Consider the following 13,749-nt stretch of genomic DNA (forward strand, 5'->3'; position numbering starts at 1 on the left):
ACCTCGCTCGACACCACCACCTCAAGGGGGGGCGGGAGACGGCCTTCGGCCGGAACTCGGTGGAGTCGAATGAGGAGTCTCGGATTTCCTCATTGTAAGGGATCGGGGTCCGGTTCGAAACGCCGAAGCCCCCCTCGCGTCCGAGGACGGCGAGGGGGGCTTCCGTGGCGACTTGCGGTCGGTCGGTCGTTCGCCTCGGAACGTCAGGCGGCGCGGCGGTTGCGGCGGCGCTGGACGAGGCCGGCGGCGGCGATGATGCCGGCCCAGGCGAGCACGGTCGACGGCTCGGGGACCGGGACTTCCTGGATCGGGCCGCCCTCGGAGGCGTAGGCCGACGGGTAGACGATCTGGGGGTTGGCGTTCTGGAGGCTGACCAGCTTGTTGGTCCACTTCTCGGTGGTCAGCACGACGATCGTGCCGGTGGTGGAGCCGGCGCCGATCGGGTCGGTGGCCTTGCTGGCGTCCAGGTACTGGAAGGTCAGGGCGCCGGTCTTCTCACCCGGGAGCCAGGCGACCGAGCTGGGGATCTGGATGCCGCCGCCCGCGACGGACGAGACGGGGACGCTCAGGCCGCCGACCGTGCCGTCCTTGACCACGAACACGGCGCTGCCGGGCCCGCCGGTGCCGAGCAGGTCGGCCCGGGTGGGGGTGGCGTTGAACTGGAGCGAGGCGCTGTTGACGGAGGTGGGCTCGCCGGACTCGTCCTTCACGTCCTTGACGCCGAACTGGTAGGCGTAGGCGTAGAGCCCGGCGTACGCCCCGGTCCCTTCCAGGACCTGGGACTGCACGACGCCCGTGAGGGGCGTGTTGATGAAGCGATACTCGGCCGTGATCGGCGGCGCCTCGGCGATGGGCTTGAAGAGGCTGTTGAACTCCGAGGCGGAGAGCTCGGGGGCGTCCAGATTCTGAACGATCGGGGCGGCGTCGGTGGTCCGACCGGCCGCGCTCAACACGAGACCAGCCCCCAGGGCGAGAGCAAAGGTGAACTTGTTCATTCGAGTCGATCTTCCAAGGTTGATCCGGGCTGCTCGTCGCATCACGAACGGCCCCGTGCGAGTCGATCCATAACTCGCCGACCGGAGAACGTCTCCGGGCGGTACCCGCGCGCCGCTGTCGGTCGAATGCGGGTCGGGAGGAATCGAACCGGCGATCCCCGCCGCGACTCCCCACTACTCAGATGGCAGATCGCAGTTCCGCCGACGTCGTTGGATTCCATCGGTCGGAGACGAAGGCGAAAATTACCAGGAAGATTCAAGTCGGTCAACACGACTTTAGGCGTCCAGCCACCACCTCACGCCACTCCTCTTGCGACCGCCTTCCACCGCCTGTTCGGGCCGAATTTCGATCGCGGCGGACGCACCGGCGCGACGGTTCAGGCGCGGGTGAGGGGATGGGATTCGCTCTCGCGAGGGACGGCGAGGGCCGCGTGCTGGGGGGGCTCCGGCGGCGCGGGGAAGCTGGACGAATCGGGACGTTCTCCGGCCTTCGGCTCCGGGGGGGCCGTCGCGAGCGTCGGCGTGGACGCCGAGGCCGCCGTCTCGAGGAGCGGCGTGGGGCAGGGGTCCACCTCGAGATCGTCCGGGGGAAGGGGGAGGTCGTCGCTGACGAGGACCGGGGGGCCGACGGGGAGCCCGGCGCGCTGATGTCCCTTGTAATGGCGGTACATCACGCAAACGACGACCCCCACCGCGATGGTGATCGCGATCCATTGCTGGGCCTCGTGCAGGCCCTTCTCGATCTGGTGGGCGAACAGGTAGCCGAGCCCGAACATCAGGCTGGTGCTCAGGAGCGCGGCGACGAGGTCCGTGAGCAGCAGCTTGAGCGGGGGGAGTTTCAGGATGCCGGCCGTCAGATAGGCGGCCGTCCGGAAACCGACCGCGAATCGGCCCAGGATCAGGATCTTGAAGCCGTGGCGATGGAAGTAGCCCTTGATCTGGGCCTCGCGGGGCTTGGTCAGGAGTCGGCGGGTCAGCCGGAGGCTGAGCACCCGCTCGCCGAAGCGGTAGCCCACGGCGTAGACCAGGAAATCGCCCAGGAGCACGCCGAGCATGCAGGCTGAGAACGCGATCGGCCCCGACATCTTGCCGTTGCGCGAGAGGATCGCCGCCAGCAGGACCGGGGCCTCCTCCGGTATGGGCAGGAAGCCGCCCGCCACCAGGGTCAGGGCGATCCCGATGTACCCGAGTTGTCCGATCAGCTGCTCCGTCAACCTCGGCTCCTGACTCCGCCACGCGATCCGGCCCGTCGGCGCCGTCGACGCCGCGCCTCAACCTTTGGTATCACAACGCGGCCGGTGCGTCGAGGCCCTCCTTCGCAGGCCCCGGCGTCGCCCGCGGAGCGCCGGGCCCGACTCGGGGATCGTCGCCCCGTTCGAACCGTCTTGACCTCGATCGGAGGCGGGGGTATTTTCCCGCGAAGCCCAGGATGGGTTTCCGAAGTTCGAGAGCCGTGCCGCCTCCCCCCCCGTCGCCGTTCATGGGGAGGCCGGGCGACGGCGCAGGGGCCGCCCTCCCGTTCGGGCCGCGGCCTCGCCGAGGTCATCAAGGAGGAGGACGAGCATGTCCGACAAGCGACGATCCGAGGGACGTCGACGCGCCTGGGGGCGCGGTCCGATCATCTTGCGATTCGACTCCCTCGAGAAGCGCGAAGTCCTGTCGGCCGCCGGGCACGGCCTCCCCGACCTCGTCGGCTCCTCGATGGTGGTGGTCCAGGACGCCGACTGGGGCGAGACCGTCACCGCCACCGGCCAGATCACCAACCAGGGGGACGCCGGCGCCACGGGCCCGTTCAACGTCGCGATCTACGCCGGGAGCCGGGCCAACGTCGGCCGCTATTCGGTCTACCTGGGCGAAGTCACGGTCCCCGACGGCCTCGCCGCCGGCCAGTCCGTGCCGTTCACCACGGTCGTCAAGCTCCCGTCCAACCCGGTGCCGGGACTGGGCTCCACCGGCCTGCTCCACCTGTCGCTCAAGGTGGATTCCCAGCGGCAGGTGAACGAGGCCAACGAGCGGAACAATTCCGGCGTCGGCCCCGGCTTCGACCAGGCGGTCGTCGCGATCGCCCCGCAGCAGCCCGCCCAGCTCATCGCGACCTCGGTCGGCACCTACCCCACCACGGCGACGTGGGGCAAGACCCTCTCCGTGACGACCCAGATCACGAACAAGTCGTACGGCGCGGCCCCGGCGACCCGCGCCCAGGTCATCCTGACCCCCGCGGGCATCGCCCAGGGGACCGGGTCCGACGTCACCATCGGCAGCATCACCGTGCCGGCGATCCAGCCCTGGCAGACGGTCAACGCCGAGAAGTCGTTCACCCTCCCGGAGATCCCGCCGGTCCTGCTCTCCGGCGCGAGCCAGTTCACGCTGACGATCCTGCCCGACGGCGACTTCCTCACCAACCCGGTCGGGCCCCACTTCGCGATCAGCGGGATCGGCGTCGATCAGGCCGTGGTCAACATCAATCTGCCGGCCGGCGCGTCCGGCGCGCCGATCCACGAGATCCTGCCCGACCTGGCCGTCGCCACCGTCACCCCGTCGACCAGCGATCTGGTCTGGGGCGGCAGCTTCGACGTCGCCACCAGCGTCCAGAACATGGGGACGATCGACCCCGGCCCGTTCCGCGTCCGCTTCCTGCTGGTCGGCCCCAGCGGCAACACCACGCGCACCATCTTCCTCGGCGACGCCGTCATCCCGGGCCTCGCGCCGGGATACCAGCAGCCGATCACCCAGACCGTCTCCCTCCCCAGCCGGCTCCCCGCGGGGATCCTCCTGGACGGCGTGGGGACCGCCAAGATCGTGGCGATCGCCGACCCGGAGAACGGGATCAACGAGACGTTTAAGAACAACAATACGGCGACCTCGGCCCCGGTTTCGCTCCGCCTCCTCGGCAGCGACGGCACCACGTACGTGCCCAACACGCCGAATCCGGAAGTGCTGCTGTCGATCAACCGGCCCAGTCTCGCCAAATATCAGAAGTCCGTGAAACTGGCCCAGGCTGCCGCGGACACCCAGAACGGCCAGGCCGCCCCGACCAAGAAGCTTTTCCGACGGCCGCCCCCCAAGGTCAAGAGCGATCGCGCCCTGGGCATCTTCCCCAAATCGGTCGGAAGTTTCCTGGACGACCTCTTTTGACATAACGCCGCGACCGCAACCCGCGACCTTGTTTCCGGACCTTGCGCATCCCGCGCAAGCTTCGGACAAGCGTCAATCGACACAACCCTGGCAGATTTCATGGATTCGGGGGTCGCTCGGATCGCATTCCGGGAAACTTGAGACAAAATGGAAAATAGCTAGGCGGTTTGTTGAAGAGCGGTAAGATCGCGGCTATGCTTGCCTCGTCGGACTCCTTCCTTCCATCCATCGTAGGAAGGCGTCCTCGAGCCCGGCGTCCGGTCTCCGCCAGGGTCGATATCGGTCGACTTCTTTGAAGTCTCGCTCACTGAGGATCTCACGATGGCCCAGGACCGGACAGACGCACATGGCTCCTCGACCGCCTCACGAATCGGGGCGCTGACTGACGCCCGCTTCGTGCCGCGCCAGTATGAGCCCAATTATGCCTACCCGCTCCTGGTCCTGCTGCACGGCAAGGGTGGCGACGAGGATCAGCTCATCCGGGCGATGCCCGCCCTGAGCCGGCAGAATTACGTCGGCCTCGGCCTGCGGGGCCCCGTCCCCGTCGTGAAGCGCGAACGCCTGGTCGGCTACTCCTGGGGCTCCGAGTTCGAGATCCCCGAACGGTGCAGCTTCCGCCAGGGCCCCGCTCTCCGAGAGGCCGATCGATTCCGACGGGCGATGTGCGAGCCCGAGTTGGACCCGATCACTCGCCTGGAAGAGGGGGTGTTCGCCAGCGTCCGCGAGGCGCGGAGCCACCTGCACGTCCACTCCGAGCGGATCTTCCTGGTCGGCTGCGGCGAGGGGGCGGCGGCGGCCTACCGGCTGGGCCTCAGCTTCCCGGATCGGTTCGCCGGGGTCGTGGCGATCAACGGCTGGCTCCCCGGCGAGTTCCGTCCCCTCGCCCGGTTCGACGCCTGTCGCGACTTCCCCGTCCTGGTGGTCCACGGCGCCTGGAACGCCCGCGTCCCCCTCTCTCGCGCCCGTCGCGAGGTGGGCACGCTCCGAGCCGCCGGGCTTCGGGTCGCCTTCCAGTCCTACCCCTGCAACCACCGCCTCGACTCCGACATGCTCGCCGATGTCGACAACTGGCTCATGACGCGCTGCACGGGCAACCCCGCCGTCTGATTCACCTCTCATCACGGGTTGGTGTATAATCGGACGCCGCGTCGCGTCCCCCCCCGCCCAACCCGGAGAGACTCCCCTGACATGGACGGCGAATTCGCCTGTCCCGAGTGCGGCCAGACGGTTCAGGTGCGAGGAACGAGCCCCGGGCGACAGGTCCGCTGCTCGTTCTGCGGCCGTCTCATCGAGGTCCCGTTCCTCCCCCGCGTGGACGGGGAGTGGAAGCGGGCTCGCTTCACCCGGCCGCGATGGGTTCCCTGGGCCTGGGCGGCGCTCGCGATCGTCCTGATGGGAATCATCGGGACGGCCGGCGTCCAGGTCCTGATCCGCGGCGAGCGGGCGGCGAAGGTCCGCGCGGTCGAACGCCTGATCGAGTCCTCGAAGTCTCATGAAGACGACGGCCGCCTCGACCTGGCCCTCGTCGACCTCGACTCGGCCCTTGAGGTCGCCCCGTCGACCGGCACGCCGCTCGCCGACCCCGAGTCCCTCCGGCTGCATCGCGGAGATCTCGCGCGGCGGGACCTCCAGGACGTCGTGACGAAGCTGGCGGAGGACCCGGGCTCGTCGAAGCCGGTCGGAGCCTGGCTGAACGTCGTGGCCCGGGTGGGGGCGGATCGCGACCTGACCTCGCTCCGGAAGGAGATCGAGGCCCGGTTCTTCGAAGTCCTCCGGGCGTGGATCGGCGAGACCGAACGGCAGGCCCTCCACGAAACCGTCCCGGACGCCGCCTTCCAGTCATGCGTCGAGGGGGGCGACCTGGCGATCCATCTCCCCCAGCCCGATCAGGACGCCGCCCGCAATCGGTTCCATGCGATCGCGTCCTCGCTCGTCGAGCGATTCGGCGTCGTGATCGAGGCGGAGCCTGGCGAGTTCGTGCTGGGGACCCCCGCCGGCTATGAGAAGGTCTTCGAGCCTCCGGCGGTGGAAGCCCTCCGGAATAAAGGCTACCTGCCGCCGCCGAAGTCGACCCGGTGGCGGGAACTCTGGTCGCGCGCGCCTTATCGCTTCTCCTATCGAATCCTGGAGCGTCATGAGGCGGCCTACCTGGGCACCCAGAATCGGACCTCGCGAATCGAGGCGAAGCTCTCCCTCCGCGAGCGGGGCCGGGAAATCTGGACGACCGCCCCCAACGCCCACACCCGCGTCCCCGTCCCCAACATGGCGTCGTACCTCGCAGGCCGCCTGGCGCTCAGTCAGAACCGGGGCGACGAGGCCGAGAGGGTCCTCTACGACGACGCCTTCTGCCAGATCATCCAGCGATTCCAGCACGGCCTGCTCAGCCTCCCCGCTTGCCGGGCGAGGGACGCGAACGAGGCCTCCGGCGCGTCCTGAGTCGCGACTCGTCGCCGCGGGTTCGGTATGATGTTTTGACCGGACGCCATACCGTCGATATGATTTCGAGAGTGTCGGTCGGGCCGTCGCCCCCGGCGCGGGCGGTCGCCTCGCAGTTCGAGCGGAGCCACGACAGGCATGCATATCCCGGACGTACTGATCGATTCCCGGATCTCGATCGCGACGACGGTCATGGGGGCGGCGTGCCTGGCCTACGGCCTGCGTCGGGTCGAGGAACGCCACGGGCCCCGGACGACGTCGCTGATGGGGATGACGGCGGCCTTCATCTTCGCGGCCCAGATGGTGAATTTCCCGGTCGGTCCCGGCGTCTCCGGGCACCTGCTCGGCGGCGTGCTTTCGGCCGTGATCCTGGGGCCCTGGGCGGGGGCGGTGGTCCTCGCGGCCGTGCTGATCGTCCAGTGCCTGCTCTTCCAGGACGGCGGCGTGACGGCGCTCGGCGCGAACTTCCTCAACATGGGCGTGATCGGCGCCGTGGGCGGCTACGCCATCTACGCCCCGATCCGACGCGCCCTCGGGGGGCGTCGGGGAATCCTCATCGGGTCGATGATCGCGGCCTGGTTCTCCGTCTTGCTCGCCGCCGGCGCGTTCACGATCGAGCTGGCCGCCGGGTCCGGCCGGGACGACTTCCTCCGCGTCCTGAGCTGGATGGCCCTGGTCCACGCGGCGATCGGCGTGGGAGAGGCCCTGATCACCGGCCTGGTGGTCCGCTTCGTCCTGCTCACCCGCCCCGAGCTGATCGAGGAGGAGGCCGACTACGAAGGCGCGGCGACGCCGACCCTCGCGGCGCGATGGCTCTCGACGGCGGTCGCGGGCCTGGGCGTGGCCCTCGGGGTGGCGGTCTTCGCCTCCCCTTTCGCCTGGGACAAGCCCGACGGCCTGGAGTTCGTCGGCGAGAAGTTCGACTTCCTGCCCGAGTCCGAAACCCCGCCCCTCGTGAAGTCTCCGATGGCCGATTACCAGGCTCCACTGCCGGCCGGCCTGGACGCCGTCGACGAGGTGAAGCTGGCCACGGCCGCCGCCGGCCTGACCGGGACCCTGGTGGTCTTCGCCCTGGCCTGGACGATGGCCCGCGTCTTCGCCGCCAAGGACCCCAAGCGAGACGGAGTGCTGATCGATGTCGCCTGACGGCCCGATCCACCGCCTCGACGCGCGGGTGAAGTTGCTCGCGGCCGTCGGCTTCGTCGTCGTCGTGGTCGCCCTGCCCCCGGGCTCGTGGCGGACTCAGGGGACGCTCGCCGCGGCGCTCGCCGTCGTCGCGACGATCGCGGGAGTCTCGCCGCTCCGCCTGTTCGCCCGCTGGCTGGGGTTCGCCCTGGTGGTCGGATTCCTGGCGCTGCTGACGGCGGGAAGCCTGGCGGCGCGGACCGGGCTGAGCCCGAAGCTCGTGGTCCTGGACCTGGTGATCCGAAACAGCCTGGCGATCGTCATGATGATGGTCCTGGCCCACGTCACGCCCTGGCCGAAGCTGCTGGGCGCGATGCGACGACTGGGCGTGCCCGCGGTCCTGGTGACGACTCTCGGCCTGATGTTCCGCTACCTGTTCGTCCTTCGCGAGGAACTCGAACGGATGACGACCGCCCGCCGCGCCCGCAATTTCGGGCGGTTCGGCCTGGGGTTCGGGACGCTCGCGGGCCTGATCGCCGCCCTGTTGTTCCGCGCCCTGGAACGCGAGGAGCGAGTCTTCGCGGCCATGACGGCCCGGGGCTGGGACGGCACCATGCGCACCCTGGAAGACTGACCCGTGGCGACGACCGACGAGACGCCCGCCCCGGCCGTCCGCCTGCGGGGCCTGACCTACGACTACCCCGACGGCCGCCGCGCGCTCGACGGGGTGGACCTGACGATCGCGCCCGGCGAGTCGACGGCGCTCGTCGGCCCCAACGGCGCCGGCAAGAGCACGCTGCTTCTCCATCTCAACGGCCTCCTCCCCGGCCGTCGGCTCCGGGGCCGCAACGGGCCCTCGGTCTGGATCGACGGCCTGGAAGCGGCCAGGGACGCGGCCGCCGTCCGCCGCAAGGTCGGGCTCCTGTTCCAGGACCCCGACGACCAGCTCTTCTCCACCTCGGTGATCGAGGACGTAGCGTTCGGGCCGCTGAACCTGGGGATGGGCAAGGAGGAGGCCCGTCGGCTGGCGCTCGAGTGCCTGGCCCGGGTCGACCTGGAGGACGCCGCCGAACGGCCGCCGCACCACCTCAGCTTCGGCGAGCGGAAGCGGGTCTGCCTGGCGGGCGTCCTCGCCTGCGGGCCGTCGGTTTTGGTCCTCGACGAGCCGACCGCGAATCTCGACCCTCGCGCCCGGCGGCGGTTCATCGGCCTGGTCGCGTCGCTCCCGGCCACCAAGCTGATCGCCACGCACGACCTGGAGATGGTCCTCGAAGTCTGCCCTCGCACGATCCTCCTGGACGCCGGCCGCGTCGTCGCCGACGGCCCCTCGCGCGAGATCCTCGACGACGCCCCCCTCCTGGAAGCCCACGGGCTCGAACGCCCGCTCAGCCTGCTGATCCACCGCCGCGACGACGTCCTGCGCTAATCGGGCGCGTCCCGTCCTCACCGCGAGACGGCCGACCGGGCCGTCGCCTCGGCGTAGTCGCCCCGCCGACGAAGCGGCTCCAGGTCGGGGTCGGAATCGGCGGCGGACGTCGGCGCCCCGGCGAGGAAGGCGCGGCCCAGGAGGTCGACGGCCCGGGAGAGGCTCGCCTCGTCCTGGGTCTTCTCCCCCAGGATCGTCAGGGCGCAGGCCGCATTGTACAGGCGGTTGGCGGTGGGAGCCTTGACCAGCACGTCCACGTCGTCCAGGGCCGAGCGATCGCCCCGGCGGGCCCGCTCCAGCGCACGCAGCTCGACCGCCTCGAAGAGCCGAGGATCGTCCCGCAAGGCCTGGTCGAGATGGCTCAGCGCCGCGTCGCGGTCGCGTTCGCGGACCACGCGAGCCATGCCGTAGTGGGCCAGGGCGCAGGAAGGATCGTCCGACAAAACGAGGGCGAAATCCTCGGCCGCCCCCTTCGGGTCGAGCCCCAGACGGATGATGCCGCGAGCCGTCCGAACGGCCGCGTCGTGCGGCTCGTGGGCCAGCAGGTCGGCGAACAGCCGCTCGGCCTCGTCCGGCTTGCCCTGACGGGCGAGCGCGTCGCCCAGCGCGGACAGCACGCGGGGGTCGCGTCGGGCGCGATCGAGCCCGCTCCGCAGGTCGGCCTCGGCGGCCGCCGGGCGGTCCAGATCCAGCTCGACCAGGCCGCGATCGATCCGCGCCTCCGCGAAGTGGGGATCGTTCGCGATCGCCCGGGAATAGGCGTCGCACGCCTCGCGAGGACGCCCCGCGCGGGCCAGGGCGAGTCCCCGATTGTAGTGGCCCCACGCGAACTCGGGACGGGCCACCACGCACGCCGTGAAGTCGCCGACGGCTTCCTCGAAGCGCTCCTGCTCGAAATGGCAGTGTCCCAGCGCGAACCAGGCCCAGAACGAGGTGACGTCGAGGGCCACGGCCTGCGTCAGCGCCTCCTCGGCCTCGGCCACCTGGTCGGTCGAGAGGAATGAGAGCCCCAGCGCCGTCCAGTCGTGGCAGGTCGACGGCGGACGCGCGTCGGCCTCGGCGAGATCCGCGATCGATCCCTGCGCGTCGCCAAGGGCCGCACGATAGCGAGAGCGTTCGCGGAACAGGGCCGACGGGGCCGGATCGACGCTCGCCTGGAGGCGGTCCAGCCGCGAAACCGCCCGGGCCAACGCCTCGCGACGGGCCTCGTCCTCACACTCCCGGCCCGCCAGCACCACCCGGGCGCGGGCGTCTTCGAGGATGAGGTCGACGATCGATCGCCTGACTTCGTCGCGCTCCTGGGGCGCGAGCCGATCGACCCAGGGGCCCCCGAGCGGTCCCTTCGCCGATCCCGACTCGTCGACGCCCGCCGATTTCAGGGTCGAGGCGGCCAGCTCGACGCCCCGCCTGATCCTCGCGTCGGAGTCGCCGAAGGTGTTGAGGAGGAACTGGCACTCCAGGAAGTCGCGATGGAACGCCCGAAGCTTGAGCCGCGCCTGCAGCCCTTGCATCGCTTCATAGGCCTGAAACGCGCCGAAGATCGAGAGCCCGAGCAGGAGGGCGAAGGCCAGGGCGGTCGACGATGAGGAGCTGACCGCCGGATGCCGCCTCGCCCACTTTCGCCCGCGTTCGACGAGGCTGGGCTCCGGCCCGTGCTTCATCGGCAGGTCGTCGAGAAAGCGGCGGAGGTCCTCCGCGAGATCCGCCGCGAACCGATGCCGACGCGCCGGATCGGGGTCCAGGCACTTCGCCACCAGGGCGTCGAGGCTGGGGGGGACCTCGGGGACTCGCGAGCGGAGCGAAGGGGCGGGCTTGCGCCGTTCTCGGATCATCCGGCGCAGCATCCGCAGCGGGCCCCGCCCGTGGGGACGGGTTCGAAGGCCGGCGCGTCCGCGATCATCTCGAAGAGGATCAGGCCCAGGGAATAGAGGTCGGAACGCTCATCGACCGCGTCCGGCGAGGTCGTCCCCTCCGGATCGAGCGCATCCAGGTGTTCCGGCGCCATGTACGGGAGCGTCCCGCCGACCGTCGCTCGGGCGACCGACTCGTCGGCCGACTCGACGACCTCGGACTCGACCGCGAGGTTGAAGTCCAGGAGCATCGGCGTGCCGTCGGCCGCGATCAGGACGTTCGACGGCTTCAGGTCGCGATGGAGCAGCCCGCGACCGTGGGCGTGTTCCAGGCCCTCGGCCAGCCTGGCGACGATCCAGACCGAGGCCCGCACCACGTCGGCCCCGCGGAGGAACCGACGTGACGGCAGCATCTCTTCGGCGGCCCCTTCGGGCCCCGAGTCTTCCGCCTCGGCCCCGCGCTCGAGCATCCGGCGCAGGGGGCCGAACCGTCGCGAAGGCCGATCGCAGCGGCCGGCCGTCGCCGCCTTCCGGGACGACCCCACCGGCGGGTCGACCCGCAACGAGACCCCGTCGTGCGACCGCGACCGGATCAACGACCGACGGGCGGAACGGTAACCGTCCTCCACGGGGCAGGGGAAGCGTCGGCTGAGCTGGTCGAGCGCCTCGACCAGGCTCCGGCCCTCGTGGTTCGCCCCCTGCACGGCGCGCGCCTCCTCCATCACCTGCGCCAGATTCGCTCCCCCCAGGAACGGCATGCAGAGGAGGCGGAGGCCGGTCCGCGGGTCGTCGCGCACCGAGTGGACGGGGACGATGTGGGCGTGCTGCAGCCGGGCGAGGATCTGGGGTTCGTCCCCCTCGGCCGCGGAGATCTTCAGGGCGACGCGACGGCCGCCGAGGCTCGCCTCCTCGGCGAGGAAGACCCGGGCGAAGGCCCCCCGACCCAGCTCGGCGATCAGCCGGAAGCCGCCGACCTCGTCGCCGAGACGGAGCTGTTCGAGGGATACGGGGCAGTGGCCGGCGCCCGAAGCGGAGCCCGCCTCGCTCGCCGAGCCGATCCCTTCGAGGTGCACGCAGGTCTGCGAGAGCCCACCGCCTCCCGTCCCCCCGTTCGGCGCCGCGACCTCGCCGGGAACCTCCCCGGCGCCGTTCGACCGCGAAGGTCGGCTGGGCACCTTCGCGTGCGGCCCCCGGACGCCGCCGAGCGACGGTCGGAGCGAGTCCAGCGAGCGAACGGAGTCGATCTCCCAGGCGCCGTAGAGCACCTCGTCTTCTCTCTCGTTCGAGCGGTCGCCACTCATTCGGCTCTGGTCCTCCTCGGTCGAATCGCCCTCGCGGCGAGGCTCCTCGACGAGCCGCCGCGAGTCCTTCCCTTGCATCCGTCGCGGCGAGCGGCGTCGCCCCCGGCGATCTAAACGAATGGATGCACGAACCCCACTCAACTGACTAGGCCCCGCCGTGGGAGATGTCCAGGGTCTGTGGCTTTTCGTCGACACGCCCCTCGAACGGGCCGAGCAATCACGACGCCCGCCGAGACGTGTCCTAGGCTTCCTGGTGATGGACGTGCGGCTTTCGCATCGCGGGACACGTGCCTCGGTCCGAGGGGAGAATTCCTTATGTACGCGGAGCGCCAAGAGCGGGCGCCACGGCTCGACAACGTCAGGTCGGACGAGGCCTCGGACGGGGTGCCGGCCGGGGAGGAGGGGGAACACGTCGTGATCGGCCGGCTGATCCGCCGGCTCAAGATCTCGGACGCCCCGACGCGATTCCAGACGCTGGCGACGAACGTCCTGCGGGCGTCGCTGGGAGTGGAGGCGACGGCCTGGGTCCCCGCCGAGGAGCATGAACCGGTCGTCGTCAGCGGCGAGGTGCCGGGCCTCACCTCCACGGCGCTCCGCGTTATCGCGGGGTCGTACGGCAGGGACGCCGTCCAGATCGTCGACGCCCGGCAGGATCGGCCGGGGCTCGCCCCCGACTCCGTCCGACAGTTCGCCATCGTCGTCGCCGGGTCGTCGGGGGCCCTGGTGGTGGTCAACCCCCCTCCGGGCGCGGTCATCAGTCCCCTGGAGGTCGAGCGGACCCAGTACATCGCCTCGCTGATCGCCACCCAGTCGCACAACGCCCGGATCTATGCCGAGCTGAAGGACCTGCTGTTCGGGATCATCCGCGCCCTGACGGCCGCCATCGACGCCAAGGACCCCTACACGTCAGGCCATTCCGAGCGGGTCGCGCGGATCGCCGTGCGGCTGGCCGAGGAGCTGGGGATGCCGCCGCAGAAGCGCAGCGACCTGTACCTGACGGGCCTGCTGCACGACATCGGCAAGATCGGCATCGACGACGAGGTGCTCAAGAAGGTCGGGCCGCTCAGCCAGGAGGAGTACCGCCGCATCCAGGAGCACGTCGAGATCGGCGTGACGATCCTCCAGGACCTCAAGAAGCTCCGGCACATCATGCCGGGCGTGCGCCACCACCATGAGAGCTTCGACGGGACGGGCTACCCGGACCACCTGGAAGGGGAGGAGATCCCGATGGAGGCGCGCATCCTGGCCGTCGCCGACTCGTTCGACGCGATGTCGAGCAATCGGCCGTACCGCAAGCGGCTCTCGCCGATGCAGATCGACGAGATCCTCGCGAAAGGCAAGGGCGTGCAATGGGACCCGGACGTGGTCGACGCGCTGCGGGCCTGCCGGATGGACGTGGAGGCGATCCGCCAGAAGGGACTGGGAGACAGCCTCATCCGCGTCGTCGACGTGACCCTGGGCCGCCGTTGAGAGTCGCTCCC

Annotated in this window: 11 protein-coding genes; 7 read left to right on the forward strand and 4 right to left on the reverse strand. The window is 70.3% G+C overall.

The genetic code is table 11. The features are described 5' to 3' along the window. Positions 1 to 203: 203 nt before the first annotated feature. Both VT85_RS07095 and VT85_RS07100 read right to left on the reverse strand, forming a co-directional pair. Entirely contained in the window at positions 204 to 995 is a 792-nt protein-coding gene (locus tag VT85_RS07095) for a hypothetical protein (RefSeq protein ID WP_068412572.1), read from the reverse strand. 377 nt (positions 996 to 1,372) lie between these two features. Further along, the gene (locus VT85_RS07100) at positions 1,373 to 2,209 is read right to left on the reverse strand and encodes a DedA family protein (RefSeq protein WP_068412575.1); all 837 of its coding nucleotides are present in this window, start codon (positions 2,207 to 2,209) and stop codon (positions 1,373 to 1,375) included. A gap of 349 nt (positions 2,210 to 2,558) precedes the next feature. Here VT85_RS07100 and VT85_RS07105 point away from each other — a divergent pair, with 349 nt between their 5' ends. The 6 genes from VT85_RS07105 (at position 2,559) to VT85_RS07130 (ending at position 9,117) form a co-directional block, all read left to right on the forward strand. Continuing rightward, on the forward strand, positions 2,559 to 4,130 hold the full coding sequence (locus tag VT85_RS07105; protein ID WP_068412578.1) for a CARDB domain-containing protein: 1,572 nt from the start codon (positions 2,559 to 2,561) through the stop codon (positions 4,128 to 4,130). Between the two features lie 321 nt (positions 4,131 to 4,451). Next, positions 4,452 to 5,237, forward strand: a complete 786-nt coding sequence (locus VT85_RS07110; RefSeq protein ID WP_068412581.1) for an alpha/beta hydrolase — start codon at positions 4,452 to 4,454, stop codon at positions 5,235 to 5,237. Positions 5,238 to 5,318: 81 nt separating this feature from the next. After that, complete coding sequence (locus VT85_RS07115; RefSeq protein WP_068412585.1) at positions 5,319 to 6,566, forward strand: hypothetical protein; 1,248 nt, start codon at positions 5,319 to 5,321, stop codon at positions 6,564 to 6,566. Positions 6,567 to 6,704: 138 nt separating this feature from the next. Further along, complete coding sequence (locus VT85_RS07120; RefSeq protein WP_068412588.1) at positions 6,705 to 7,712, forward strand: energy-coupling factor ABC transporter permease; 1,008 nt, start codon at positions 6,705 to 6,707, stop codon at positions 7,710 to 7,712. Beyond that, positions 7,702 to 8,325, forward strand: coding sequence for an energy-coupling factor transporter transmembrane component T family protein (locus VT85_RS07125; RefSeq protein WP_068412591.1), 624 nt, complete (start codon positions 7,702 to 7,704; stop codon positions 8,323 to 8,325). Before VT85_RS07120 ends, VT85_RS07125 begins: the two co-directional genes overlap by 11 nt. Before the next feature lie 3 nt (positions 8,326 to 8,328). Further along, a complete protein-coding gene (locus VT85_RS07130; protein ID WP_068412594.1) occupies positions 8,329 to 9,117 on the forward strand; it encodes an energy-coupling factor ABC transporter ATP-binding protein in 789 nt (262 codons plus the stop codon). Positions 9,118 to 9,134: 17 nt separating this feature from the next. Here the strand turns inward: VT85_RS07130 and VT85_RS07135 are convergent, their stop codons facing one another. After that, entirely contained in the window at positions 9,135 to 10,949 is a 1,815-nt protein-coding gene (locus VT85_RS07135) for a tetratricopeptide repeat protein (protein ID WP_197491143.1), read from the reverse strand. Then, complete coding sequence (locus tag VT85_RS07140; protein ID WP_197491144.1) at positions 10,946 to 12,268, reverse strand: protein kinase domain-containing protein; 1,323 nt, start codon at positions 12,266 to 12,268, stop codon at positions 10,946 to 10,948. The genes VT85_RS07135 and VT85_RS07140 overlap by 4 nt, the downstream gene beginning before the upstream one ends. Positions 12,269 to 12,583: 315 nt before the next feature. Here VT85_RS07140 and VT85_RS07145 point away from each other — a divergent pair, with 315 nt between their 5' ends. Further along, positions 12,584 to 13,738: an HD-GYP domain-containing protein gene (locus tag VT85_RS07145; protein ID WP_068412603.1), complete on the forward strand. Its 1,155-nt coding sequence runs from the start codon at positions 12,584 to 12,586 to the stop codon at positions 13,736 to 13,738. The last annotated feature ends 11 nt before the right edge of the window (positions 13,739 to 13,749 follow it).

Source organism: Planctomyces sp. SH-PL62 (assembly GCF_001610895.1).
In the GTDB taxonomy this organism is placed as follows: Bacteria; Planctomycetota; Planctomycetia; order Isosphaerales; family Isosphaeraceae; genus Paludisphaera.

What these genes read in the sequence shown, in the direction of transcription:
- VT85_RS07095 (WP_068412572.1), bottom strand. Translation starts at nt 995, where the DNA reads ATGAACAAGTTCACCTTTGCTCTCGCCCTGGGGGCTGGTCTCGTGTTG.
- VT85_RS07105 (WP_068412578.1), top strand. Translation starts at nt 2,559, where the DNA reads ATGTCCGACAAGCGACGATCCGAGGGACGTCGACGCGCCTGGGGGCGC.
- VT85_RS07110 (WP_068412581.1), top strand. Translation starts at nt 4,452, where the DNA reads ATGGCCCAGGACCGGACAGACGCACATGGCTCCTCGACCGCCTCACGA.
- VT85_RS07115 (WP_068412585.1), top strand. Translation starts at nt 5,319, where the DNA reads ATGGACGGCGAATTCGCCTGTCCCGAGTGCGGCCAGACGGTTCAGGTG.
- VT85_RS07120 (WP_068412588.1), top strand. Translation starts at nt 6,705, where the DNA reads ATGCATATCCCGGACGTACTGATCGATTCCCGGATCTCGATCGCGACG.
- VT85_RS07125 (WP_068412591.1), top strand. Translation starts at nt 7,702, where the DNA reads ATGTCGCCTGACGGCCCGATCCACCGCCTCGACGCGCGGGTGAAGTTG.
- VT85_RS07135 (WP_197491143.1), bottom strand. Translation starts at nt 10,949, where the DNA reads ATGATCCGAGAACGGCGCAAGCCCGCCCCTTCGCTCCGCTCGCGAGTC.
- VT85_RS07140 (WP_197491144.1), bottom strand. Translation starts at nt 12,268, where the DNA reads ATGAGTGGCGACCGCTCGAACGAGAGAGAAGACGAGGTGCTCTACGGC.
- VT85_RS07145 (WP_068412603.1), top strand. Translation starts at nt 12,584, where the DNA reads ATGTACGCGGAGCGCCAAGAGCGGGCGCCACGGCTCGACAACGTCAGG.